Below are 22799 nucleotides of genomic sequence, written 5' to 3' on the forward strand. Positions count from 1 at the left end.
GCCGTCTCGCCGATGGACGGGATCATCGTCTCCCTGCATCCGCACGCCTTCGTGGTGGTCGACCCCGAGGGCCGCGGCGTCCTCGTCCACCTGGGCATCGACACCGTGCAGCTCAACGGCGACGGCTTCGAGGTGGTGGCGACGAAGGGGGACACCGTCGAGCGCGGTCAGGCAATCGTGCGCTGGGACCCCGGAGCCGTGGAACGCGCCGGCAAGTCGCCCCTCTCCCCCGTCATCGCGCTGGATGCCTCGACGGGCTCCCTCACGGGACTGGTGGAAGAGGGCACGGTCGCGTGCGGGGGCCCCCTCTTCGTCTGGAGCTGAGCCGGATGGACGCGACCCTGCGGGGTGTGGGTGTGAGCCACGGCCTGGCCGTCGGCGAGGTGCGGCACATGGGGACCGCCGTGCTGGAGCCCCCGGCGAAGCGGATCGGACGGGACGAGGCGCCCCGGGAGCAGAGGCGCGCCAGGTCCGCGGCGAATGCCGTCGCCGCGGACCTGGAGGCGCGGGGCCAGCTCGCCGGCGGTGACGCGCAGGAGGTGCTGGGAGCGCAGGCGATGATGGCGCGCGATCCCGAACTGATCGCGGACGTGGAGCGCCGCATCACCGTGGGCAGCAGTGCGGAACGGGCGGTGTACGACGCCTTCGCCGCCTACCGGGCTCTGCTGTCCGGGGCAGGGCAGTACGTGGCCGGTCGCGTCGCCGACCTCGATGACGTGCGGAACCGCATCGTGGCCCGGCTGCTGGGGGTGCCCATGCCCGGGGTCCCGGACAGCGACGCCCCCTTCGTACTCATCGCCCGGGACCTCGCTCCGGCGGACACCGCTCTGCTCGACCCCACACAGGTGCTCGCGTTCGTCACGGAGGAGGGCGGCCCCACCAGCCACAGCGCCATCCTCGCCCGCGCTCTGGGGGTGCCCGCCGTGGTGGCGCTGCCCGGGGCAGGCGAGCTGGCGGAGGGCACGGTCATCGCGGTCGACGGCAGCACCGGTGAGGTGACGGTCAACCCCTCGGACACGGAACAGGCGATGCTGGCCCGTACGGCCGGGGAGCGCCGGGCGGCGCTCGCCGCGGTCAGCGGGCCCGGCGCCACCTCGGACGGACACAAGGTGCCGCTGCTGGCGAACGTGGGCAGCCCGGCGGACGTGCAGGCCGCCGTCGAGGCAGGGGCCGAGGGGGTCGGGCTGTTCCGCACCGAGTTCCTGTTCCTCGAGGACGGTGCGGCGGCGCCGTCCGTGGAGCGCCAGGCGAAGGTGTACCGGCAGGTGTTGGAGGCCTTTCCGCAGGGACGTGTCGTGGTGCGGGTCCTGGATGCGGGCGCCGACAAACCCCTCGGGTTCCTCACCCCTGCCGACGAGCCCAATCCCGCGCTGGGGGTCCGCGGTCTTCGCGCGCTGCTGGACCACCCGGAGGTGCTGCGGGATCAGTTGTCCGCGCTGGCCAGGGCCGCGGCGGGACTGCCCGTGTACCTCGAGGTGATGGCTCCGATGGTGGCCGACCGTGCCGACGCCGCGGCGTTCGCCGAGGTCTGCCGGGCGGTGGGTCTGCGGGCGAAGTGCGGCGTGATGGTGGAGATCCCGTCGGCCGCGCTGCGGGCCCGGTCGGTGCTGCAAGAGGTGGAGTTCCTGTCGCTGGGCACCAACGACCTGGCGCAGTACACGTTCGCGGCGGACCGGCAGGTGGGCGCGGTGTCACGGCTCCAGGACCCGTGGCAGCCCGCGCTGCTGGACCTGGTCGCGCTGGCCGCGGAAGCCGCGCGCGCGGAGGACAAGGGCTGCGGGGTGTGCGGGGAGGCGGCTGCGGACCCGGTGCTGGCGTGTGTGCTGACAGGACTGGGCGTGACGAGCCTGTCCATGGGCGCATCGGCGATTCCGTACGTCCGGGCCGCTCTGGCGCGGCACACGCTCGCGCAGTGCGAGCGGGCCGCCTCGGCCGCGCGGGCCGCGGACGGCGCTGAGCAGGCGCGCTCCGCAGCGCACGCGGTGCTCTCCGGCGAGTGATCCGCGAGCGGCCGGGCGGACTCATGCGCCCCCCGGTGCGGTGCGGGACAGCGGGACGCCAGCGGCGTAGGTGACGCCGGGCTCGGGCGGCACGGGTTCGCCGGTCTCCGCGTGCGTGCAGTAGGCGCTGAACACCTGGGCCTCGGTGAGCGGGGCGAGCCAGCCGCGGTGCAGGCACCATCCGCGCACGGTCTCGCTCGGGCGGTCGCCGCGGCAGGCCGGTGACGTGGTGCGGGTGACGAGCCCGCCGGGCGAGCCGGTGGCCAGTCCTGCGGCGAGGACGGAGCAGAAGAGCAGGACGTCGGACTCGGCGAGCTCCCAGGTGCCGTCGGCCGCGGTGTCCGTGTGCAGGACGGCCAGCAGCGGGGCGCGCGGTGTGTCGACGCTGCACACCAGGTGGTGGGTACCGGCGCCGAGCGCCGTGAGCAGGGAGTCGAGCGCTTCGGCAGCCGTGTGCAGGGAGGCTTCGCCCCCGCCGAGGGTGTCCAGGACACGGTCGGCTTCGTCCCACACGGCGTCCCGGGCGCGCCAGGCCCGGAGCAGGGGCAGCAGGTCGTCGCAGGGCTGTCCGTCGTAGGGCACCGTGAGGCCGGTGCCGGCGATCTCCGCGGTGTAGCGCGTGCGGCTGACGGGAGCGTCCGGGTCGAGACCGTCCCGCAGGCAGTAGGCGGCGAAGCGGTCGGGGTCGAACGGGGCGACGCGGGTGTGGAGACCCTGTCCCGACAGGTGGCGGAGGAGGGCCTGGACCTGCTGCAGGTAGGCGGCGTAGTCGTCGAAGGCGAAGCTGCGGTAGCCGCGCATCGCGGTGAAGTCCGTCTCCGTGGTCAGGACGGCGACGGTGCTGGGCGTCTCGGTGCACAGGGCCTGATGGCGGCGTCGCCTGCGGCTTCGGGTGTGCGACATGGTCCCCCTCACTGACGGTGAGAACTAATGTGACTCACCGTAGTCGGGGGGTGTGACAGCGGGCCGGTCCCCAGGACCCCGGGAGGGCCGGCCCGCCGTCCGGCCGGTCAGGTTGTGCGTTCGCGGGCGAGGCGTTCGTAGAACCTCAGGAGTTCCACGTCGTCGACAGAGCCGGGGTTGACCGCCTTCTCCAGCGCTGTGCCCTGAAGGAGGCGCTTGACCGGGACTTCGAGACGCTTGCCGGTGAGGGTGTGCGGGACGGCGGGGATCTCGATGATCTCGTCGGGCACGTGGCGGGGCGAGAGGGAGCCGCGGATGGTCTGCTTGACCGTGTCGCGCAGCGCGTCGTCGAGGGTGACGCCGGGCGCGAGGTGCACGAAGAGCGGCATCCAGTAGCCGCCGTCGGGCTGTTCGACGCCGATGACGAGGGACTCGCGGATCTGCGGGAGCCGTTCGACGGCCTCGTAGATGTCGGCGGAGCCCATGCGGACGCCCTGCCGGTTGAGGGTGGAGTCGGAACGGCCGTGGATGATCACGGAGTTGCGGCCGGTGAGGGTGGTCCAGTCACCGTGCCGCCACACGCCGGGGTAGGTGTCGAAGTAGCTGTCGCGGTAGCGGCTGCCGTCGGGGTCGTTCCAGAAGCGCACGGGCATGGACGGCATGGGGTTGGTGACGACGAGCTCACCGACCTCGTCGACGAGGGGCTTGCCCTGGGGGTCCCAGGACTGGAGGTCGGTGCCGAGGCAGGGGGCCTGGAGCTCTCCGATGTGCACGGGGAGGGTCGGTACGGCGCCCGCGAAGCAGGAGCAGACGTCGGTGCCGCCGCTGACGGAGGCGATCCACATGTCCGCGGCGACGGCGTCGTGCAGCCACCGGAAGCCGTCGGGCGGCAGCGGGGAGCCTGTGGTGCCGATGCACTTCAGCGCGCTCAGGTCGAAGTCGCGGCCCGGGTGGACGTCGGCCTTGCGGCAGGCCATCACGTAGGCGGCGGACGTGCCGTACAGGGTGGCGCGGGTGCGTTCGGCGACGCGCCACTGCGCGGCGGTGTCGGGGTAGCCGGGGCTGCCGTCGTAGACGACGACGGTGGAGCCGACGAGGAGGCCGGAGACGAGGAAGTTCCACATCATCCAGCCCGTGGAGGTGTACCAGAAGAACCGGTCCGCGGGGCCGAGGTCGCAGTGGAGGCCGAGCTGTTTGAGGTGTTCCAGGAGGATGCCGCCCTGAGACTGGACGATGGCCTTGGGCAGTCCGGTGGTGCCGGAGGAGTACAGCACCCACAGCGGGTGGTCGAACGGCACCTGCTCGAAGACGGGTTCGGTGTCGGCTGCGGTGAGGGCGTCCCACTCCAGCGCCCCCTCCGGGGCGGGGGTGCCGAGGAGGGGGATGTGGACGACCGCTTCGAGGGTGGGGAGTTCGCGGCGCAGTTCGGCGACGGTCTCGGTGCGGTCGTGTTCCTTGCCGCCGTAGCGGTAGCCGTCGACGGTGAACAGCACCTTGGGCTCGACCTGCTGGAAGCGGTCGAGGACGCTGCGGGCGCCGAAGTCGGGGGCGCAGGAGGTCCACACGCCGCCGACGGCGGCGGTGGCGAGGAGGGCGACGGCGGCCTGCGGGGTGTTGGGGAGATAGCCGCTGACCCGGTCGCCGGGGCGGACGCCGAGGCGTCGCAGCCGGTCGGCCAGCGAGCCGACCTGACGGCGCAGCTCGCCCCAGGAGACGGGGACGGGCTCGTGGGTCTCGTCGACGTGCAGCAGGGCCGGCTCGTCGGCGCGGCCGGGGTCCTCGCCGGCGCGCAGGGCGTGCTCGGCGTAGTTGAGCGTGGCGCCCGGGAACCAGACGGCTCCGGGCATCGCATCGTCCGCGAGGACGGTGTCGTAGGGCGTGGCGAAGCGTACGTCGAACCATGCGGCGACGGCGCGCCAGAAGTCCGGGAGGGCCTCGACGGACCAGCGGTGGAGGGCGGCGTAGCTTGCCTCGGGGGCGTCCGGGAGCCCCCGGGGCGCGCCGTGGTGGTCGGCGGCCCATTCCTGGAAGCGGGTGACGGCGGCGCTGCGGATCCGCTCCGGCCCGGGACGCCACAGCGGTTGCGGTGCGGGCGTGTCGGGCTGCGGACTGCTGTGCGCTGCGGTCATGTGGCGGCTCCCGTGGTTCTCTGCGCTTCGTGGGCGTCGTGTCCGCGCACGTGCCGGGGTGTGTGCGCGTACGCGGCGGCTGAGCAGGACGATGCCATGTGATCGTTCACTTCACCAGGGCCGACGCCCCCATAAAGGGCGTATGCGGCATGTGAGGTGGGCACAGGGCCGACGGCGGGCGGCGCCGGGGGCCCGCGCGGGCGACGGCGGGGCGGACGCCCGGTGAACGGCTGTTGAACGAGGGTGACCGGTGCGCCCGCTGGTGGCAGGCTGAGCTGCATGAAGGGGCGTGACCGGGTGCGGTCTGCGGGTGTCGGTGGTGTCGTCGGGGTGGTCCGCCGGTGGGGTCCTGTCCGGGCGGCGCTGCGGCGGGGTGGAGACGCGGGTGGCTTCGTGGCCGGGTCGCGGGAACGGGCGCGCGTGCCGGGCGAGGCGGTGGGGGCCGAGCCGAGGCCGGGCGGTGGCCTGGTCCGTTTCGAGCGGTCCGCGCTGCGGGTGCGGGTGGCAGCCGGCGGCGCTGTCTTCTGCGGCTGGGACGAGGCGGCGCCGGAGCCGTCGTACGCGCTGGGCGGCCGCTGTCCGGAGGCGGACACCCGCGCGGTGCTGGAGCCGGACACCGACGGCGGATGGCGGGTGGTGTCGGAGCGGCTGCGGATCACCGTCTCGCGGCGGGGTGCCGTGGAGGTGGGCACGCCGGGCGGAGTGGTACTGCGCCGGGACGCGGCGCCACGCTGGTGGGAGACGGAGCCGGGTGGTGGGGGGCGCTGGGTGCTGCACTCGCGGGTGTCGCCGGACGCTCGGTTCTTCGGGCTCGGCGGCCCGGCGGCGGGTCCTCGGCTTCCGGCGGGCGCGTACCGGTTGTGGAACGCGGGGGTGGACAGGGCGGGCGGGCGCGCCGCGTCGGTGACGATGCCCGTGCAGCTGGTGGTCGCGGACGTGGGCTGCCATCTGGTGTTCCACGATGCGACGTGGGACGGGGAGATGGTGCTCCGGGAGGGGGAGGAGGGCGCCGGGTCGGGACACGACCGGGACGCCCGCTGCGAGGTGCGGATGTCGGGCGGGCCGCTGCGCTACTGGATGATCACCGGACCTCCGGCCCGGCTGCTGCGCGGCTGGGCATCGCTGACCGGCACGCCGGCCCGGCCGCCGGTGTGGGCGCTGGGATACCAGCACGTGCTGCCGTCCGGCGCGTCGCCCCGGGAGGTGCGGGAAGCCGTCTCGGCGCACCGGGAGCACGCTTTGCCGTTGCACGGGGTGCACCTGGGTGCGGACGACGGCTCCGGGCGGGGCGCGGGCGCCGCCACTCCGGACGGGGCGCGCTTCCGGGAGCCCGGAGCCGCCCTGCGGGAGGTCGCCCGGGAGCTGCGGGCGGAGGGGGTGCGGCTCGCGGCAGCAGTGCGGCCGGAGGTGTGGGCGAGGCCGGGCGGTGTGCTGTACGAGGAGGGCCTGGCGCTGGGCGCGTTCGTACGGGACGGCGGGGGCGGAACGGTGCGACGCCAAGGGCGGCCGTGGGCGTCGGTGTACCCCGACTTCACGGACTCGCGCGTGCGCAAGTGGTGGGGCGGCCTGTACGCCGGGCTCGTCGGCGAGGGTTTCTCCGGGGTGTGTCACCAGGGCGACGCGCCGGCGTCACCGCACGTCCTCGGGGACGCGGACGCGGCACGGGGGGTGCGGCACGACCTGGAGGGGCGCGGCGGCGCCCATCTGGAGGCACACAACGTGTACGGGCTCGCGATGGCGCAGGCGGGCTGGGCTGGCCTAGTGGAACAGGGCCCGCAGGAGCGGCCGTTGCTGGTGTCGCAGGCGGGCTGGGCGGGTTCCCAGCGGTACGGGGGCGTCTCGGCCGGCGCCCCGGTCACGGACTGGCACGGGCTGCGGGCCTCGCTGGCGGCCGTGCTCGGGCTCGGCTTGTGCGGCGTGCCGTTCACGGGGCCGGAGGCGGCGGCGTGGGACGAGCGTGGCCGGCCGTCACCGGAGTTGCTGGTGCGCCGCTTTCAACTGGCGGCGTACCTGCCGTTGTTCCGCGGCGGCGACCGCCCGGACGCGGGGCGGGGGGCGGGGGACCGCGGACCGCGGGGCCACGGGCCGGAGGTTATGGCGGCCGTGCGGGCGGCGGCGGCCCGCCGGGAGGAGCTGGTTCCCTACCTGGTGACGCTGGCGCATCTGGCGCGGCGGACGGGCGCTCCCTACGTGCGGCCGCTGTGGTGGCACCATTGCGCCGACCGGGCGCTGCGGGACTGCGGGGACGCCTTCCTGCTGGGCGACGCACTGCTCGTGGCGCCGGTGCTGGAGGCGGGTCTGCGGCGCCGTGCGGTGCGGCTGCCGCGCGGCTGCTGGTACGACACGGCGACCGGGGTGCGGTACGACGGCGGGCGCACCGTGGTGCTGGACGCGCCGCTGGAGCGTGTCCCCGTGCTGGCACGGGCGGGGGCGGCCGTTCCGGTGAAGGTGCCGGGAGGCGGGACGGCGCTGGAGGTGTGGCGGCCGCCGGCCGGGCGGACCGGCAGCGGCCTGCTGATACGGGAGCCGGCCGACGCCTGGGCGCGACCGGAGGTGGAACGGCTCACGGTGTCGGAGGCCGCCGGCCGGACGGTGGTGACGGGCGAGGACGGTCACCGGGTGGACCTTCCGGTCCGGGTGCGCGGTTGAGGGGCAGTTCCCGCCCGGGGCGGGCCGCGCTCGGCTCGCGCGGTCGCGTCCGGTCGTCCCGCCGGTGCGGGGGCTCTTCCCGGCAGGGCGGCGGTGCGGTAGGCAGGAGCGCATGCGCCGACACTCCCCGCTCCGCCTGCTGTTGGGCCTCGCATCCGCGGTGCTGCTGGTCACCGCGGTGCCCGCGCCGCACGCCGCCGCCCGTCCGGAGCCGAAGGCTCCCGACGCGTTCGTGTCACTGCGGCGGGTCGCGCCGACGATTCTCCAGGACATCCGCTACGTCACCCGGCACAACTTCGTCGGCGACCGGATCGACGGCTACCGGTGGCCGATGTGCATTCTCACCAAGGACGCCGCGAAGGCGCTGCGCTCGGCGCAGCGGGCCTTCCTCCGCCAGGGGTACACGCTGAAGGTCTACGACTGCTACCGCCCGCAGCGCGCCGTCGACCACTTCGTGGAGTGGGCGAAGGACCTCGACGACCGTCGGATGAAGCGGGAGTTCTATCCCCGGGTGGACAAGGCGTCGCTGTTCGAGGACGGCTACATCGCGGAGAAGTCGGGGCACAGCCGGGGCAGCACGGTGGACCTGACGCTGGTGCGGCTGCCGGTGGAGCCGACGCGGCCCTACGTGCCGGGCGAGCCGCTGGTGCCGTGCTACGCACCGCAGGAGGAACGCTTCCCGGACGCGTCGCTGGACATGGGGACGGGCTACGACTGCTTCGACACGTTGTCGCACACGCTCGACGAGCGGATCGGGGGCGAGCAGCGGGCGAACCGGCTGCTCCTGAAGCGCGGCCTGGAGAAAGTCGGATTCGTCAATTACCCGAACGAGTGGTGGCACTACACCTTCCAGCCGGAGACGTTCCCGGACGACTACTTCGACTTCCCTGTCTCGCCCCGCTCGATGACCGGTCACCGCTGAGCCGACACGCTCACTCGTACGAGTGATTTTGTAGGCGACCTTGACGCCCCTTCGGTCCGGTTGAACACTGCCGTCACGCTCGTCGCACCTGGCACGACCCACCTGACACACGCGCCCGGGGCAGCCGCCCCGGGCGCTTGGTCGATTGGAGCCGCAGTGGACCAGTTCAGCAACGGGGACATCTTCGTCGGCGAAATCATCGGCACGGCGATCCTGATCCTGTTCGGCGCGGGCGTGTGCGCCGCGGTCAACCTGAGATTCTCCAAGGCCAACGGGGCCGGCTGGATCGTCATCGCCTTCGGCTGGGGATTCGGGGTGCTCGCCGGCGCCTACACCGCCCTGCCCCTCTCCGGAGGTCACATCAACCCGGCCGTGACCATCGCCGTCGCGGCCGAGAGCGGCGAATGGAGCAAGGCGCCGCTCTACATCGTGGCCCAGGTCATCGGTGCCTTCGTCGGTGCGGTGCTGGCGTGGGCCGCGTACTACTCCCAGTTCGCGGCGAACGCCGACAGCGAGACCGCGCAGCCGACCCTCGGCAACTTCTCCACCATCCCCGAGGTGCGCAACCCGGTCACCAACCTGGTCACCGAGATCATCGCCACCGCAGCCCTGGTGCTGCCCATCCTGGCCTTCGGGGTCACGAAGGAGCTGGGCCGCTCGGGCAGCACGGTCCTGGTCGTGGCACTGCTCGTCGTCGGCATCGGCCTGTCGCTGGGCGGGCCCACCGGCTACGCGATCAACCCGGCCCGGGACCTGGGCCCCCGAATAGCCCACTCCGTGCTGCCCATACCCAACAAGGGGACGTCAGACTGGGGGTATGCCTGGGTTCCGGTGACCGGTCCGGTCATCGGCGGCCTGGTGGGAGCCGGAATCTACTCACTCGCCTTCTGAGCAGGGAGACGCGACCATGAAGGACGCCTTCGTCGCAGCGATCGACCAGGGCACCACATCGAGCCGCTGCATCATCTTCGACTCCGGCGGCGCCATCGTCGCCGTCGACCAGCGTGAACACGAGCAGATCTTCCCCAAGCCCGGATGGGTGGAGCACGACGCCACCGAGATCTGGTCCAAGGTCCAGGCGGTGGTCGCAGGAGCCCTGGCCAAGGCCGGACTGCGCGCCGACCAGCTCAGCGCCCTGGGCATCACCAACCAGCGTGAGACCACCGTTCTGTGGGACCGCAAGACCGGCAGGCCGGTGCACAATGCAATCGTGTGGCAGGACACCCGGACCTCCGGGCTGTGCACGCAGCTCGGCGGTGACGTGGGGCAGGACCGCTTCCGCGACCGCACCGGCCTGCCGCTGGCCAGCTACTTCTCCGGCCCCAAGGCACTGTGGCTGCTGGAGAACGTGCCGGGGCTGCGGGAGCGTGCCGAGGCGGGCGAGATCGCCTTCGGCACCATGGACACCTGGCTGATCTGGAACCTCACCGGCGGCCCCGACGGCGGCGTGCACGTGACCGACGTGACCAATGCCGGACGCACCATGCTGATGAACCTGGAGACCCTCCAGTGGGACTCCTCGATCCTGGAGGCGATGCGGATCCCGGAGGCGGTCCTCCCGGAGATCCGCTCCTCGTCGGAGACCTACGGCACTGCCGTCGGACAGCTGGCGGGCGTGCCCGTGGCGTCGGCGCTCGGCGACCAGCAGGCCGCCGTCTTCGGTCAGACCTGCTACGGCGTCGGCGAGGCGAAGAACACCTACGGCACCGGCTCCTTCCTCCTGCTGAACACCGGCAACCGGCCCGTGTCCTCCAAGAGCGGGCTGCTCACCACCATGGGCTACCAACTGGGCGGCGAGCGGCCGGTGTACTGCCTGGAGGGGGCCATCGCCATCACCGGAGCGCTGGTGCAGTGGTTCCGCGACCAGCTCGGCATCATCTCGTCCGCGGACCAGATCGAGACGCTGGCGGAAAGCGTGGAGGACAACGGCGGGGCGTACATCGTGCCGGCGTTCTCGGGCCTCTTCGCGCCGTACTGGCGGTCCGACGCGCGGGGCGTAATCACCGGCCTCACGCGGTACGTCACCAAGGCGCACCTGGCCCGCGCCGTGCTGGAGGCCACGAGCTGGCAGACGCGTGAGGTCGTCGACGCCATGTACCAGGACTCCGGCGTGGAGATCACCACGCTCAAGGTGGACGGCGGCATGACCGCCAACGGCCTGCTGATGCAGCACCAGGCGGACGTGCTCGGGGTCCCCGTGATCCGGCCGGTGATCTCGGAGACGACGTGCCTGGGCGCTGCCTACGCGGCCGGCCTGGCGACCGGCGTCTGGTCCGACCTGGACGAGCTGCGGTCGCACTGGCGGCAGGACGCGGAGTGGACGCCGAGGATGGACGCGGCGGTCCGCGACCGGGAGTACCGCAACTGGAAGCGAGCGGTCGAACGAAGCTTCGGCTGGTACGAGGAGGAGCCGGCGGGCTGAGAGCCCCGGAGCGCTCAGCGGGCGGTCGCGGCCTCCTCGGCGGCGGCCGCCCGCATCGCGTGCCGGATCACGGAGATGAGCACGTCGCGCACGGAGTCCCGCTCGCGCGCGTCGCACAGCATCACCGGCACCCCGGCGTCGAGGTCGAGGGCCTCCCGGATCCGTTCGGCCGGGTGGCGTTCGGCGCCGTCGAAGCAGTTGACGGCGACGGTGAACGGGATCCCGCGGCGTTCGAAGTAGTCGACGGCGGCGAAACTGTCGCCCAGGCGGCGGGTGTCCACCAGCACCACCGCGCCCAGGGCGCCCTGCGCCAGCTCGTCCCACAGGAACCAGAACCGGTCCTGTCCGGGCGTGCCGAAGAGGTAGAGCACCAGGTCGTCGTTGATGGTGATCCGGCCGAAGTCCATGACGACCGTGGTGGTGGACTTGGCCTCCACTCCCGCGGTGTCGTCGTAGGGGCGGCCCGCCTCGGTCAGCATCTCCTCCGTGCGGAGCGGACGGATCTCGCTCACCGCACCGACCAGAGTCGTCTTTCCCACCCCGAAGCCGCCGGCCACCAGCAACTTCAGCGTCACGGGCTCGGCGGGGGCGGCCGGCTCGGTGGGAGCGGCTGCCGGGCCGCGGTCGCGTTCAGAGCGCCCGAAGACCATTGATCACCTCGCGGAGAATGTTCTCGTCCGGCAGTTCGGCCGGAGGTACGGGTCGGGAGACGCGGACCAGGCCCGCGTCGAGCAGGTCGCCGACGAGGACGCGGACGATGCCCACCGGCACGTCGAGGTCGGTCGCCAGCTCCGCCACCGACAGCGGACTGCGGCGGCACATCCGCACGATGTCCACGTGTTCGGGAGTGAGCGCCGGGTCGTGCAGGTCGTCCTCGTGCCGGCTGCCGGCCCCGGTGCCCGCGGTCCGCGCGATGACGAGGGCGATGAGGTCCAGCCGTGCCGCCTCGGGGCTGCACCGGGTGCGGCCGCGCGTCATGGCGTACGGCCGGACCACCGGCCCGGCAGCCTCGTCGAACCAGCGCTCGCTCATGCCACCGATCCCCGTCCGGCCCCTGGTCAGCGCGGGCCGGGCAGGTCGGAACGACGAGCGGTGCCCAGGTGGACGCCGACCCTCTTGACCAGCAGCGTCATCTCGTACGCGATGAGGCCGACGTCGGCTTCCGAACTCGCGAGCACGGCGAGGCAGCTGCCGTCGCCGGCCGCCGTCACGAACAGGAACGCCTCGTCCAGCTCGACCACGGTCTGCCTGACGCCCCCGGCGTCGAAGTGCCGGCCGACGCCCTTGGCGAGGCTGTGGAAACCGGACGCCACGGCCGCCATGTGCTCGCCGTCCTCCCGGCTGAGCCCTTCGGAGGTGCCCCGGGGCAGTCCGTCGCCGGAGAGCACCATGGCCTTGTCGATGCTGCCCACGCGCTGGACGAGCTCGTCGAGCAGCCAGTTGAGTTCACCGCCGGCGCCGGTGGTCCGCGCGGCCGCGTTCGGTGAGGTCATCGCCCCTCCCTCTCCGGGTGGTCGGTCTCGGGTGCCGGGCCCGCGGCGGGTGTGCCACCGGGCGGCGTGTCGATCTCTTCGCGTCCGCGCTGCCAGCCGCGCTGGAGTGCGGCCATCCGGCTGCGCACCTCCTCCGCGTCCCGGTCGTCGGGATCGGGACCCTGCCCGGCGGAGCGGTCCGCTTCCGGGGCGGAAACCTCCTTCAGTTGCGGAGCAAGGCTGGCCTGCCGCACCCTGCGGGGCAGTCCGCCGGGGCCGTCCTCGACGCGGCGGCCGTTGTCGGAGACCAGCACCGGCGTCCGGCGGCGGCGCCGGGGCAGCCCTGCGGGGTCGGGGGCGGGCCCCCCGTCCGGTACGGGAGCCGCCTCCGGGGCGGTTCCGTACCCCCCTGCGGGCGGGTCCTCGCGCACCGCGCCCGGGTCCTCGGCGGCCTGCTGGTGCTGCTCGGCGTCCTGGCCCCCGGGGCGTTCCGGGCGGCGGAAGAGACCGCCGCTGTCCGGGGAGTCGAGGTCGGCGAGCCCTGCCTCGAGTTCGACGGGTCCGTCGAGCGGCCCGGACGTGCCGACCGGGGACAGCGGCGCTCTGGGGCGGGGGCGGCGGCCGTTTGCCACCGCCGCGGTCTCCGGACCGCCCTCACGACCGGTGGGCTCGCTGAGGACGGAGGCGGGGATGAGGACGACGGCGGTGGTGCCGCCGTACGGGGAGGGCTGGAGCGACACCCGTACGCCCTGTCGCTGCGCGAGGCGGGAGACCACGAACAGGCCGAGGCGGTCGGTGTCGGAGAGTTCGAACTCGGGGGTCTCCGCGAGGCGCAGGTTCGCATCGAGCAGGGCGTCCGCGGGCATGCCCAGGCCGCGGTCGTGGATCTCCAGGGTGAACCCGTTGGCGACCCGTTCACCGAGCACCTGCACCGCGGTGTGCGGCGGGGAGAACACGGTCGCGTTCTCCAGCAGTTCGGCGATCAGGTGGGTGAGGTCGGCGACGGCGCCGCCGTCCACGGCCAGCCGCGCCAGCCTGCGTACCTCGATGCGTTCGTAGGCCTCGACCTCGGCGACGGCTGCCCGGACCACGTCCATCAGCTGTACGGGCTTGCGCCACTGCCGGGAGGGCGCGACGCCGGAGAGGATGACCAGGCCCTCGGCGTGCCGCCGCATGCGGGTGGTCAGGTGGTCGAGACGGAACAGGTCGGCGAGTTCGTCCGCGTCCTCGGTGCGGCGTTCCATCGTGTCGAGCAGGGTGAGCTGACGGTGCAGCAGCACCTGGTTGCGGCGGGCGAGGTTGACGAAGACCTCGGAAACGCCGCGCCGCATGTCGGCCTGTTTCACCGCGGCCTCGACCGCGGCGCGTTGCAGGGTGTTGAGCGCCTGCCCGACCTGCCCGGTCTCGTCCGGCGGGAACTCCAGCCGCGGCGCTTCGGTCTCCACGTCCACCTGGTCCCCGGCGGCCAGGCGCCGCATGACGCTGGGGAGGCGCACCCCGGCCGACTCGTTGGCCTGTCTGCGCAGCGTGCTCAGGTCGCGGACCAGGCCGCGGCCGACGCGCGCGGAGACGACCAGTGAGGCGACCACGGCGGCCAGGCCCAGGACGCCGGCGGCGCCGGCCCGCAGCCACACCTGGGTGGCGGCCGGCCGGATGCGTTCGTGGTAGCGCTGGTGGGACTGCGCCCTCAGGTCTTCCAGGTCGTCCAGGACCGTCGCGGTGGCCTGCCGCCAGCGCTGCGCGTTGACCACCTCGGTGGCGCCGCCGGACCCCGCGGCGATGACGGCGTCCTCGTAGCTGCGCAGGGTGCGGCCGTCGGTGGTGGCCCAGTACTCCTGGAACGCCTCCCGGTCCTCGGCGGGGAGCTGCTGGATGCTGGTCTCGAGGGCGAGGTTGCGTTCGGCGATGCGATCGGAGAACGCCCTGCGGTCGCCGCTGGTCATCTCCCCGGCCGCGATGGCCGCGGCCAACAGGGCGTCCTCGCGGGCCAGGTACTCGCGGGCCCGGGCGACGCCGACGAGGGCGTTGCCCTCCTGTTCGAGGTGCTGCTCGTGCAGGCCGTGCAGGGAGGTCAGGAGGGTGAAGGAGGGACCTACCAGGTCGTTGTAGCCCTGGAAGGCGCCGCCGCGGGTGAGGGTGTTGTTCCCGGCGTTGCGGCGCAGTTCGCCCAGGCCGTCCAGTCCCCGGAGCACCGCGTCCAGCCGGTCGTGCGTGTCGTGCTGGAGGTCGCCGCGCACGTCGTCGCGGCCCGCGGTGGCACGCAGCCCGCCGACGGCGCGGTCGGTGGCGCGCTGGGCGCGCCCGAACCGATTCAGGGCGTCCGAGCGGCGCGGGTCGGCAAGGTGCACCATGACCTGGCGGCGCTCGCCCTGAAGTGCGTGCACCAGCTCCAGCACGGGGTCGTTCAGGGCGTCCATGGAGGTGGCCGTCGCGCGGAGGTGGAACGCCTCACGGCCGGTGAGATAGGTGGCGAACGCCCAGATCGACACAAGGGACACCAACGGCACGAGCAGCAGGGCCACGATCTTCCGGCGGATCGACTTGCCGCGAAAGCGCATGGCCTCCCCTACGTCAACTCCTCCGCGCGGAGGCGTGTTTCATGAGCAAACGGCGCGAGCCTACTACCACCCCGGAAGGGGCTCGCAGGTGTGTCCGAACGATCACCCGGTGGTACAGGGTGCCTCATCCTGAGTTGTCCGTCGATGCCCTGCGGCATGCTGGACGATTGTGGCGCAGGCCACGCGCGGAAGTCGCGGCGGCGGAGTGCGCGAATCGTCGCACTTGCACCCCGGCGTGGAGGGGGAGTGAAGAAGTCATGTACGCAAAGCCCCGGTTGCCGGATCCGGTGCGTACGGCAGCGGTGCGGGCGGTCCTGATCATCGCGCTGACGCTGGTCCTGGTCGTGATCGCCGTGCTGTGCTCGCTCGCGGGGGTGTGGTTCGCGTTCCCCGCGGTACTCGCCGCCATAGCCTGCACAGTGGTGGCGACCTGGAGCGCGCTGGACGTGTGGATCACCCGTCAGGTGTGGGTCCAGCGGCACGGCGTGGTGTCGGAGCCCAGCAGTGTGGCGCGGCGCGGGCGGCCGGTCAGTCCCGGTCACCGGCCGGACGCCGGAACATCCTCGTCGCCGTGACCTCGCCGTGCACCACCGGCTCGCCCTCCTCCTGCGGCCGGGGCAGCCCCGGCCGCAGGTGCTCCTCGACGCTGATGTACTTCAATCCGGCGCGCAGGTCGGCGTCGTTGCGCAGCCGGATGACGAGCGGGAACTCACCGAGCGCTGTGGTGTCGAAGAGGCCGGTGGTGTAGAGCAGCTGAACGCCGAGTGCGTCGGCGACGGCGCGCTGGAGCTCCAGCAGGTAGGTGGCGTTGGCGCGGCCGATCGGGTTGTCGAGGAAGAGGGTGCCGGCGTGCCGGTGCCGGTCCCGGCCGCGGTCGTTGCTGCGCAGCGCCGCCATGGTGCAGTACAGCGCGATGGCGGCGGTGAGCAGCTGACCGCCGGAGAAGACGTCGCCCATCTGGCCCACCGGTACGCGTTCAGCGCGCAGCACCGCGTCCGGCTTGAGGATCTCCACGGACACGCCGCGGGGCTGGAGAGCCGCCCGGACGCCGCGCAGCAGCAGGGTCATGCCGTCGCGTCGCAGGTCGGAGTTCTTCGCCACCGCGGCGCGGGTGGCCTCGTCGATGACCTCGCCCAGGCGTTCGGTGAGGGTGGCCTGGTCGGGGTCGTCGAAGCGGATGCGCAGGAACTCCTGCCCGGACCACTCCCCCAGCCCTTCGGGGAGCCGGGAGAGGCGCTGCGCCGAGCGGAGGGTGGCGAGGGAGGACTCGGCGAGGCCGCGGAGCCGGTCCACGATGCCGTCCCGATTGCGTTCGAGCTGCTGGAGTTCGTCGGTGAGGACGCGCAGGCGGGGCGCGAATGCCTCGGCCCAGGCGGCGGCGTGGTCGGGCAGGGCTGCGGCGGGCAGCTCACGGATCTGCTGCCGGGCAGGGGTGCGGACCTGTTCGTAGCGTGCGGAGTTGGCGTGCCGCACCAGCACGTCGCCGGCCTCGCGCACGGTCTGTTCCGCGGTCGACAGGTCGGCGGCGCAGCCGCGCAGGGAGCGGCGCGCCTCGGCGGCGGAGTGCCGGGCGTCGGACGGTGAGCCGGGGTAGGGGTCGGGCGCCTCGTCGGGCGGGGTCTCGGCGTGCTGAGGATCGCGCAGCAAATCGCGCAGCATCGCGGAGGTCTCGTCGAACGCTTCGGTGGCCTCCTCGGCGGCGCGGTGGGCGCGGAGGAGCTCGGTGTGCCGTTCGCGCGCGGTGGCCAAGGCGTCGTCGCAGGCGGCGAGTTCGGCGTTGGCGGCGCGCAGGAGCGACTGCGCGGCCTCCGCGTCCCCCGGCACCCGCGCGTCGGGCAGCTCGGTGTGGGCCTCGCCGTTGGCGGGGGCGAGGCGTTCGGCCTCGCCGCGCAGCCTGCCGAGCTGTTCGCTGGCGCCCGAGGCGCGGGTCTCCAGCAGCTGGACGTGTGCCTCGGCGCGGGCGGCTGCGGACTGGCGGGACGGGCCGTCGGCGCCCTCGGGCCCGTCGAGGAGTTGCGCGGCGCGGTTGCGGACCTTGTTGGTGAGCCGTTCCAGGGCTGCGAGGGCGGAGCTCTCATCGCCTTCGGCGCGCGCCTGTTCGGCACGCAGGTCGGTGCCCACTCGCACCTTCTCGTACAGCTGCGAGGCGGAGCGGTACGCCTCGCGCAGCGCCGGAAGGGAGGAGCCGGGGCCCGCGGCGGCGAGGTCGAGGTCGTCGGGCACGCCCGCGATGTCGGCACGTTCGGCGCGCAGCGCGCGGGCGGTGCGGTGGGCGTCGTCGGCGGCGCGTTGCGCGGCCCTGCGGTCCTCGTCGGCGATGCGGGCACGCTCCAGGCAGTCGGCGGCGACGCCCTCGGGTTCGGCGGCCTCGTCGGCGAGTTCACGGAGCCTTGCCTGCCACTTCGCCCGTTCGCGGAGGCGGAAGGCGAGGCCGGCCAGGGCGTCGGCGCTGCGCCGGGCCTGCTGGGCCCGCTCCTGGGTCTCCTCCCGCGCCTGGGCGGTCTCGGCGGCGTTCTCCTCGGCCTCCTTGCGGGCGGTGGCGCTGCGTTCCAGGTGCTGCCGTGCGGCGTCGGCGGCCTCGCGGGTACGGACGGCCTCGCCGGCGAGTTCGGCCAGGCGGCCCGCGGGGCAGCCCGCGCGCCAGGAGGCGAGCCGGGCGGCCAGCGCGCGGTCGTCGCCGAGGCGGGCGGCCCGGGTGCGGATCTCCTCGTCGCGCCGCTGGGCGCGCTCCCGCAGGTGCCGCCGTTCGTCGTCGGCGGCGCGTTCGTCGTGCATGGCCGGGTTGGGCGGGACGAGGAAGACCTGGTCGCGGTCGGGGTCCGCGGTGTGCGGCGAGGGGGTGGGGGCGAGCAGTGCGGCCGCGGTGCCGACGGCGACGGCGGAGCGGGGCAGCAGGGATGCCCCAGCGAGCACCTCGCGGGCCCGGGCATGGCTGTCGGGGTCGGTGATGACGACGCCGTCGACGAGTTCGGGGCGTGCGGCGAGCACGGCGGCGTGGTCGACGGGGTCGACGGCCTGGGCGAGGTAGCGCCAGCCGGGCAGGGCGGGGATGCCGTGCTCTCCGAGGAACTCGACGGTGCTGGTGACGTCGGCGCCCGGGGGGAGGAGCCCGCCGTCGCCGAGGGCGCTGAGCATGCGGGAGTCCTCGGCGGCGGCGGTGCGCAGGTCGAACAGCTGGCGTTCCGCGGTGGCGAGCGCGTCGTCGAGGAGTCCGGCGAGGGTGTCGGCGTTGCGGTCGAGCTCCTCGGCGGTGAGCGGCGTGTTCCGGCCCTCGGTGCCGGCGGGCGGGTCGGCGTCGGGGCGGCTGCCGCGCTGGGTGGGCAGCTCGGTCTGCGCGGGGTCGGCGGGAGCCGCGGGCAGGCCGAGGAGGTCGGCGAGTCGTTGGGCGGTGCCGAGCGCGGCGGCGGCACGTTCCTCCGCGCCGTGGGCGGCGCGTGCGTTCTCGGCGGCGTCGGCGGCACGGGCGGCTGCCAGTTCGGCGCGGGCGTGCTCGGCGGCGGTCTCGCGCGCCTGCTCGGCGGCGCGCCGGGCGGCCTCCCGGGCGGTGTCCCAGGCGGCGACGGCCTGCTTCTCGGCGTCGCTGGCGGCAAGGGCGGCGCGGGCGGGGTCGGCGTCGGGTGTGGAGTCGTCGAGCCAGCCTGCGCGTACGGCCTCGGTGGTCTCCTGCTCGACCTCGGCGAGGCGCTGACGGAGGTGGTCGCTCTCGCTACGGGCACGCTCGGCGGAGGTGGCGGCCGCGGTGGCGTCGCGGTGGGCGCGTTCACTCTGCTGCTGGAGCGTGGCGGAGCGCTCCTCGTGGGCCGCGGCGGACTCCTCGGACTCCTGGGCGGCGGCGTGCAGGGCCCGGACGAGGGCGGCCGCGGCGTCGGCGCGTGCGGCGAGGGCGGGAGCCGCGTCCCGTTCGGCGTCGCGGATGGCGGCGGCGACGCGGGTGACCCGGTCGGCGGCGGCGCGGTGCTGGAGCACGGTCTCGGCTGCCTGCCACGCGGCGTGCAGGGTACGGGCGTCGGCGAGTTCACGGCGTTGGGCTGCGGCGGCCCTTTCACCCGCGGCGAGGGCGAGGGAGGCGTGCCGGTAGGCGAGCTCGGCGGCCACCAGGGACGCGCGGTGCCGGGAGCGTTCCGCGTCGGTGACGGCCGCCTCGGCAGTGCCGACCTGCTCGGCGAGTGCCGCGGCGTCGCCGCGCTCGACAGCGCTGCGGGCCTGCAGACGGCGGGCGAGGGTGCGGGCTCGGCGCTCGGCGCCGGCGTGCACGTCGCGCGCGCGCTGCCGTTCCGCGGAGGCGTCGGCGATGCGCTGGAGCAGATCCAGGGAGCCGGCGGTGAAGTCGCGTTCGGCGGTGAGCTCGGCGCGACGGCCCAGTTTGTGGGCGAACCCGTGCACGAGGTCGGCCAGCCCGTCGGTGTCGCGGGTGTCGGTGACGGCACGCAGCAGCAGGTCGGTGAAGTCGGAGTCGTTCTTGACGGCGAAGAGTCCGGCGGCCTCGCCCTCGTCGGCGTTCATCTCGCGCTGATAGCGGAAGAGTTCGGGGTCGAGGCCGAGCGAGGTGAGGTGCTCGTTCCAGCGTTCGTGGATCTCCTCCCAGTGGACGTCGAGGTTGGGGTAGGCCTTGCCGGTCTCGGTGAGGACGTCGCGGAAGCCCTTCATGGTCCGGCGACGGCCCCGGGCGGTGGAGGCGCCCTCGCGTGCGGGGCGCATGGCGGAGGACTCGGCGACCGGGAGGGAGTCGAGGCTCATGCCGGGACCGGGGCGGAAGGAGTACCAGGCCTCGGCGAACTTCCGCGGGTCGCCGGAGACCTGGCGGCCGCGCCATTCGCTGGCCTTGCCGACGACGACGGTCTCGCCCGTGCGGGTGTGCTGCCATTCCAGGGCGACGTGGCCGCAGTCGTCGGCGAGGAGGAACTTGCGGAGCACGCCGGAGCTGGCGCCTCCGAGGGTGTTGCGATGGCCCGGCAGCATGACCGAGAAGATCAGTTTGAGCAGGACCGACTTGCCGCCGCCGTTCTCCAGGAAGAGCACGCCGGCGGGCGCCGGGCGGCGCGGCGGGCCGACCGGGTCGTCCTCGAAGAAGTCCGCCTGGGCCGGCGCCGGGGTGGGCACGGGCGCACCGACTCCGCGCAGGTCCAGGACGGTGTCGGCGTAGCGCGCACCAGCGGGACCGATGGAGTAGAGGCGGATCCGGGACAGCTCGTACATGGGTGTGCGGGGCTCTTCTCGGTCGGGTCGGGGAGGTCAGGAGTGGAAGGGGAGGCCGGCGTCGGCGGACAGTTCGAGGTCGTCGCCGTCGTCCGCAGGCACCAGCGAGGCACTGCCGTCGGAGACGGGGACGACGCCGAGTTCAAGGAGTTCGGCCATGGCGGCGCTGCCGGCCATGTCGCGGACCTGGAGCTGGTAGCGGGCGGTGGTGCGGTAGGTGCCGCCGGACTCGTCGCCGGTGCGCTGGAGGAAGCCGGAGTCGACGAGGAAGGTGACGGCCTTGGCGATGATGCCGGTGGTGGAACCGGCCAGGCGGCGGGCGTCCTTGGTGGCGCCGGTGGCGCTGCGGCGGGCGTAGACCCGCCAGGCGGCCTCCAGGCCGGGGGTGCCCGTGGCGGGGTCGGTGTTCTCGCCGGCCTCCGCGGCGCGTTCCTCGAGACGGCGGCACGCCTGCCGGACGAATGCGTCGACGCCGTTGACGGTGATCCGGCCGATGTAGCCGTCGTCGGCGAGGTCGTCGGGGCGGGGGAAAGCCATGGCCGCCACGGCGAGGTGCGCCAGCCCGTGCAGGAACCGGTCGCCCGCGTCGGCGGTGGCACGGCGGGCGTAGTCGCCCATGCGGACGGCGAACACCGAGTCCTCGGCCGCGGCAACGGCCATGCCGGCGCGGGTGGAGACCTCGAGGACGACCAGGCCGAGCCCGGTGGCGACCGCGTCGGCGAGGCGGGCGAACTGCGGCTCGTCGCGGTAGCGCCGCAGCAGTTCGGCGTACTCGGCGTCGCGGGCAGGCAGCAGCTTGGGATGCAGGCCGAAGGAGACGAGCCGTGCGGCGTCGGCGGCGTCGGCCGGGGTCACGGCCGCGGAGCGGGCTGCGTGCTCGTCTCTCTCGGGAGCGGCGGGCGGCGCCTCGTGGTGAGCGCCGTGGTCGGTCACGGGTGGTCAGCTCCTGTGATGGCTCGGCTGCGGCCGCGTGGTCGGTCGGGGTGCGGTCCGCGGTGAGGCGTCACGCCGCCTCCGTGCGGTCGGCGGTCATGCCGGCGGCGTCGAGGAGCGCGGTGCCCACGACGAGGTCGGCGCCGCCGAACTCGGGATCGTCCAGTTCCGTGCCGTCGTCGGCGGCGAACAGCAGGTGCTGCTCGCCCTGGCGGTAGGCGCTGCCGACCGGGGGGCTGGCGGCGTGCACCGCCAGCAGGGCGACGAGGTAGGGCAGTTCGGGGTCGCGGCGGCGCGCGTCGGCGAGCAGTCCGGACAGCCGGCGGGGGGCGTCGGCGGGCAGGTCCAGAAGCTCCCAGGCGGCGGCGAACTGCTCCTCGCTGAAGCGGCTGTCGTCCGGGGTGGCGACGAGGTCCGGTTCGGGCATCTCGGCACCCAGGTGTTCGCGCGGCACGGGCGGGGTGAGCAGCAGGTCGGTGAGGTCGCCGAGGCGTACGGCGGCGGGGGTGCGCAGGCCGGTGCCGTGGGCGAACCAGGCGTCGGTGACCCGGGTGGCGGCCTCCAGCGGCAGGGGAAGGGCGGGGTGGAGGAGTTGGCCGTAGAGGTCGATCCCGGAGTGCGCGGCGGGCGGCGCGAAAGCCTGCCGGTCCTGCTCGGCGCGGAAGAGCGGCCCCGCCTCCAGCAGCCGGGACTGGAGCTGGGTGTGACGCCGGATGCAGTCCTTGACGATGTCGACGAGTTCGGCGGCGCGGCGCTTGTGGTCGGGTCCGCGTTCGGCGGCGGCCTCGTCGCGTACCCGGCGGATGTTGGTGAGGATGGCGTTCTCGTGCCGGTAGCGGTCCGCGACGTGTTGCAGCGCCTCGGTGATCATGTCGGGCACGGTCTGCAGCCAGTCCACCGCGCGCACGTTCCGCCGGGTGGCCTCCAGCGTGCGGCGGAGGGTCTCGGCGTACTGGACGGTGCGGTAGCGGGCCTGTTCGGCGGCGAGTTGGGCGTCGGCGAGCCGGCCGCGGCTGATGAGCACCTCGAGCTTGACCTCGGCGGCGATCTGCGCGCTGGTGACATCGGTGTCGAGCGCCCCGACGAGGACGTTGACGGCCTCATCGGTCGTGCGCAGGTAGACGGCGCCGCCCGGCCCGGGCACCTCCTCGACGAGCTTGAAGTCGTAGTCCCGGCGCACGTAGGTGCCGTCCGGGTCGAAGGTGCCGTAGGCGGTGCGGAAACCCCGGTCGACGCTGCCGACGTTGACGAGGTTCTCCAGGACCCAGCGGGCGACGCGCTCGTGCTCGGCGGCGGCGCGCCGGGGGGCCTGCGCGGCGACGCGGGGCAACAGCCGGGAAACGACCCGGTCGTGGTCGGCTCCGGTGTCGAAGTCCATGCTGAGGGTGACCAGATCGATGGCGGCGAGGGCGACTTCGGCCATGGCGTACGTGCCGTACTCGCCGGCCAGGTTGGCCTTCCGCACGTCGAGGTCGTGCAGCGGCGCGGTGCAGGCCAGCGCCCTCAGCCGGCGGGCCAGGCCCTCGTCGGCGGCGGGGCCGGGCGCTGGTGAGAGGCTGGGCGCGGAAGGGCCCGCCGGGGGGTGCTCGGTCACGACGGACAGCCTACGGCGTGC

16 protein-coding genes (1 of these 16 running past the window's edge) are annotated in these 22799 nt (G+C 73.9%); 7 read left to right on the plus strand and 9 right to left on the minus strand.

Features of this window, described 5'->3' with window-relative positions; translation table 11 throughout:
• Both E4198_RS00720 and ptsP read left to right on the plus strand, forming a co-directional pair.
• Nucleotides 1–324, plus strand: partial view of a PTS glucose transporter subunit IIA gene (locus E4198_RS00720; RefSeq protein WP_136181401.1) — the 3' portion only. Its footprint begins 126 nt before the window's first position; 324 of the gene's 450 nt are visible here — the last part of the coding sequence; its start codon lies beyond the left edge, outside the window; its stop codon occupies nucleotides 322–324.
• A gap of 5 nt (nucleotides 325–329) precedes the next feature.
• Nucleotides 330–2000 (plus strand): phosphoenolpyruvate--protein phosphotransferase, encoded by a 1671-nt coding sequence (gene ptsP, locus E4198_RS00725; protein ID WP_136181402.1) that lies wholly within the window; start codon nucleotides 330–332, stop codon nucleotides 1998–2000.
• A gap of 21 nt (nucleotides 2001–2021) precedes the next feature.
• Here ptsP and E4198_RS00730 read toward each other — a convergent pair whose 3' ends face one another.
• Nucleotides 2022–2903, minus strand: coding sequence for a hypothetical protein (locus E4198_RS00730; RefSeq protein WP_136181403.1), 882 nt, complete (start codon nucleotides 2901–2903; stop codon nucleotides 2022–2024).
• Between the two features lie 107 nt (nucleotides 2904–3010).
• Nucleotides 3011–5032 carry an acetoacetate--CoA ligase gene (locus E4198_RS00735; RefSeq protein WP_136181404.1) on the minus strand — a complete coding sequence of 674 codons (2022 nt, stop codon included), beginning with the start codon at nucleotides 5030–5032 and terminating at the stop codon, nucleotides 3011–3013.
• Between the two features lie 279 nt (nucleotides 5033–5311).
• Between E4198_RS00735 and E4198_RS00740 the strand changes: the two genes are divergently transcribed.
• From E4198_RS00740 to glpK, 4 genes are all read left to right on the plus strand, one after another.
• Nucleotides 5312–7681, plus strand: coding sequence for a TIM-barrel domain-containing protein (locus E4198_RS00740; RefSeq protein ID WP_136181405.1), 2370 nt, complete (start codon nucleotides 5312–5314; stop codon nucleotides 7679–7681).
• A gap of 112 nt (nucleotides 7682–7793) precedes the next feature.
• Nucleotides 7794–8603, plus strand: coding sequence for a M15 family metallopeptidase (locus E4198_RS00745; RefSeq protein ID WP_136181406.1), 810 nt, complete (start codon nucleotides 7794–7796; stop codon nucleotides 8601–8603).
• A 156-nt stretch (nucleotides 8604–8759) separates the two neighbouring features.
• Nucleotides 8760–9494 carry an MIP/aquaporin family protein gene (locus E4198_RS00750; RefSeq protein ID WP_136181407.1) on the plus strand — a complete coding sequence of 245 codons (735 nt, stop codon included), beginning with the start codon at nucleotides 8760–8762 and terminating at the stop codon, nucleotides 9492–9494.
• Between the two features lie 16 nt (nucleotides 9495–9510).
• Nucleotides 9511–11025 (plus strand): glycerol kinase GlpK, encoded by a 1515-nt coding sequence (glpK, locus tag E4198_RS00755; RefSeq protein ID WP_136181408.1) that lies wholly within the window; start codon nucleotides 9511–9513, stop codon nucleotides 11023–11025.
• A gap of 14 nt (nucleotides 11026–11039) precedes the next feature.
• On the opposite strand, the gene E4198_RS00760 is transcribed toward glpK, so the two are convergent.
• From E4198_RS00760 to E4198_RS00775, 4 genes are read right to left on the minus strand one after another with little or no spacing between them, the layout of a single operon-like run.
• The gene (locus tag E4198_RS00760) at nucleotides 11040–11675 is read right to left on the minus strand and encodes an ATP/GTP-binding protein (protein ID WP_027765085.1); all 636 of its coding nucleotides are present in this window, start codon (nucleotides 11673–11675) and stop codon (nucleotides 11040–11042) included.
• Complete coding sequence (locus E4198_RS00765) at nucleotides 11656–12057, minus strand: DUF742 domain-containing protein (protein ID WP_136181409.1); 402 nt, start codon at nucleotides 12055–12057, stop codon at nucleotides 11656–11658. The genes E4198_RS00760 and E4198_RS00765 overlap by 20 nt, the downstream gene beginning before the upstream one ends.
• Before the next feature lie 26 nt (nucleotides 12058–12083).
• A complete protein-coding gene (locus tag E4198_RS00770; RefSeq protein ID WP_136181410.1) occupies nucleotides 12084–12518 on the minus strand; it encodes a roadblock/LC7 domain-containing protein in 435 nt (144 codons plus the stop codon).
• Nucleotides 12515–15055 (minus strand): nitrate- and nitrite sensing domain-containing protein, encoded by a 2541-nt coding sequence (locus tag E4198_RS00775; protein WP_136181411.1) that lies wholly within the window; start codon nucleotides 15053–15055, stop codon nucleotides 12515–12517. The genes E4198_RS00770 and E4198_RS00775 overlap by 4 nt, the downstream gene beginning before the upstream one ends.
• A 119-nt stretch (nucleotides 15056–15174) precedes the next feature.
• On the opposite strand from E4198_RS00775, the gene E4198_RS00780 reads away from it, so the two are divergent.
• Complete coding sequence (locus E4198_RS00780; RefSeq protein WP_247597834.1) at nucleotides 15175–15630, plus strand: hypothetical protein; 456 nt, start codon at nucleotides 15175–15177, stop codon at nucleotides 15628–15630.
• Here the strand turns inward: E4198_RS00780 and E4198_RS00785 are convergent.
• From E4198_RS00785 to E4198_RS00795, 3 genes are all read right to left on the minus strand, one after another.
• Nucleotides 15584–20251, minus strand: coding sequence for a hypothetical protein (locus E4198_RS00785; RefSeq protein ID WP_136181413.1), 4668 nt, complete (start codon nucleotides 20249–20251; stop codon nucleotides 15584–15586). The two genes, E4198_RS00780 and E4198_RS00785, sit on opposite strands and share 47 nt — an antisense overlap.
• A 36-nt stretch (nucleotides 20252–20287) precedes the next feature.
• On the minus strand, nucleotides 20288–21106 hold the full coding sequence (locus E4198_RS00790; protein WP_136185098.1) for a hypothetical protein: 819 nt from the start codon (nucleotides 21104–21106) through the stop codon (nucleotides 20288–20290).
• A gap of 148 nt (nucleotides 21107–21254) precedes the next feature.
• A complete protein-coding gene (locus E4198_RS00795; RefSeq protein WP_136181414.1) occupies nucleotides 21255–22778 on the minus strand; it encodes a hypothetical protein in 1524 nt (507 codons plus the stop codon).
• Nucleotides 22779–22799: the final 21 nt, after the last annotated feature.

It is taken from the genome of Streptomyces sp. RKND-216 (assembly GCF_004795255.1).
GTDB lineage: Bacteria > Actinomycetota > Actinomycetes > Streptomycetales > Streptomycetaceae > Streptomyces > Streptomyces hazeniae.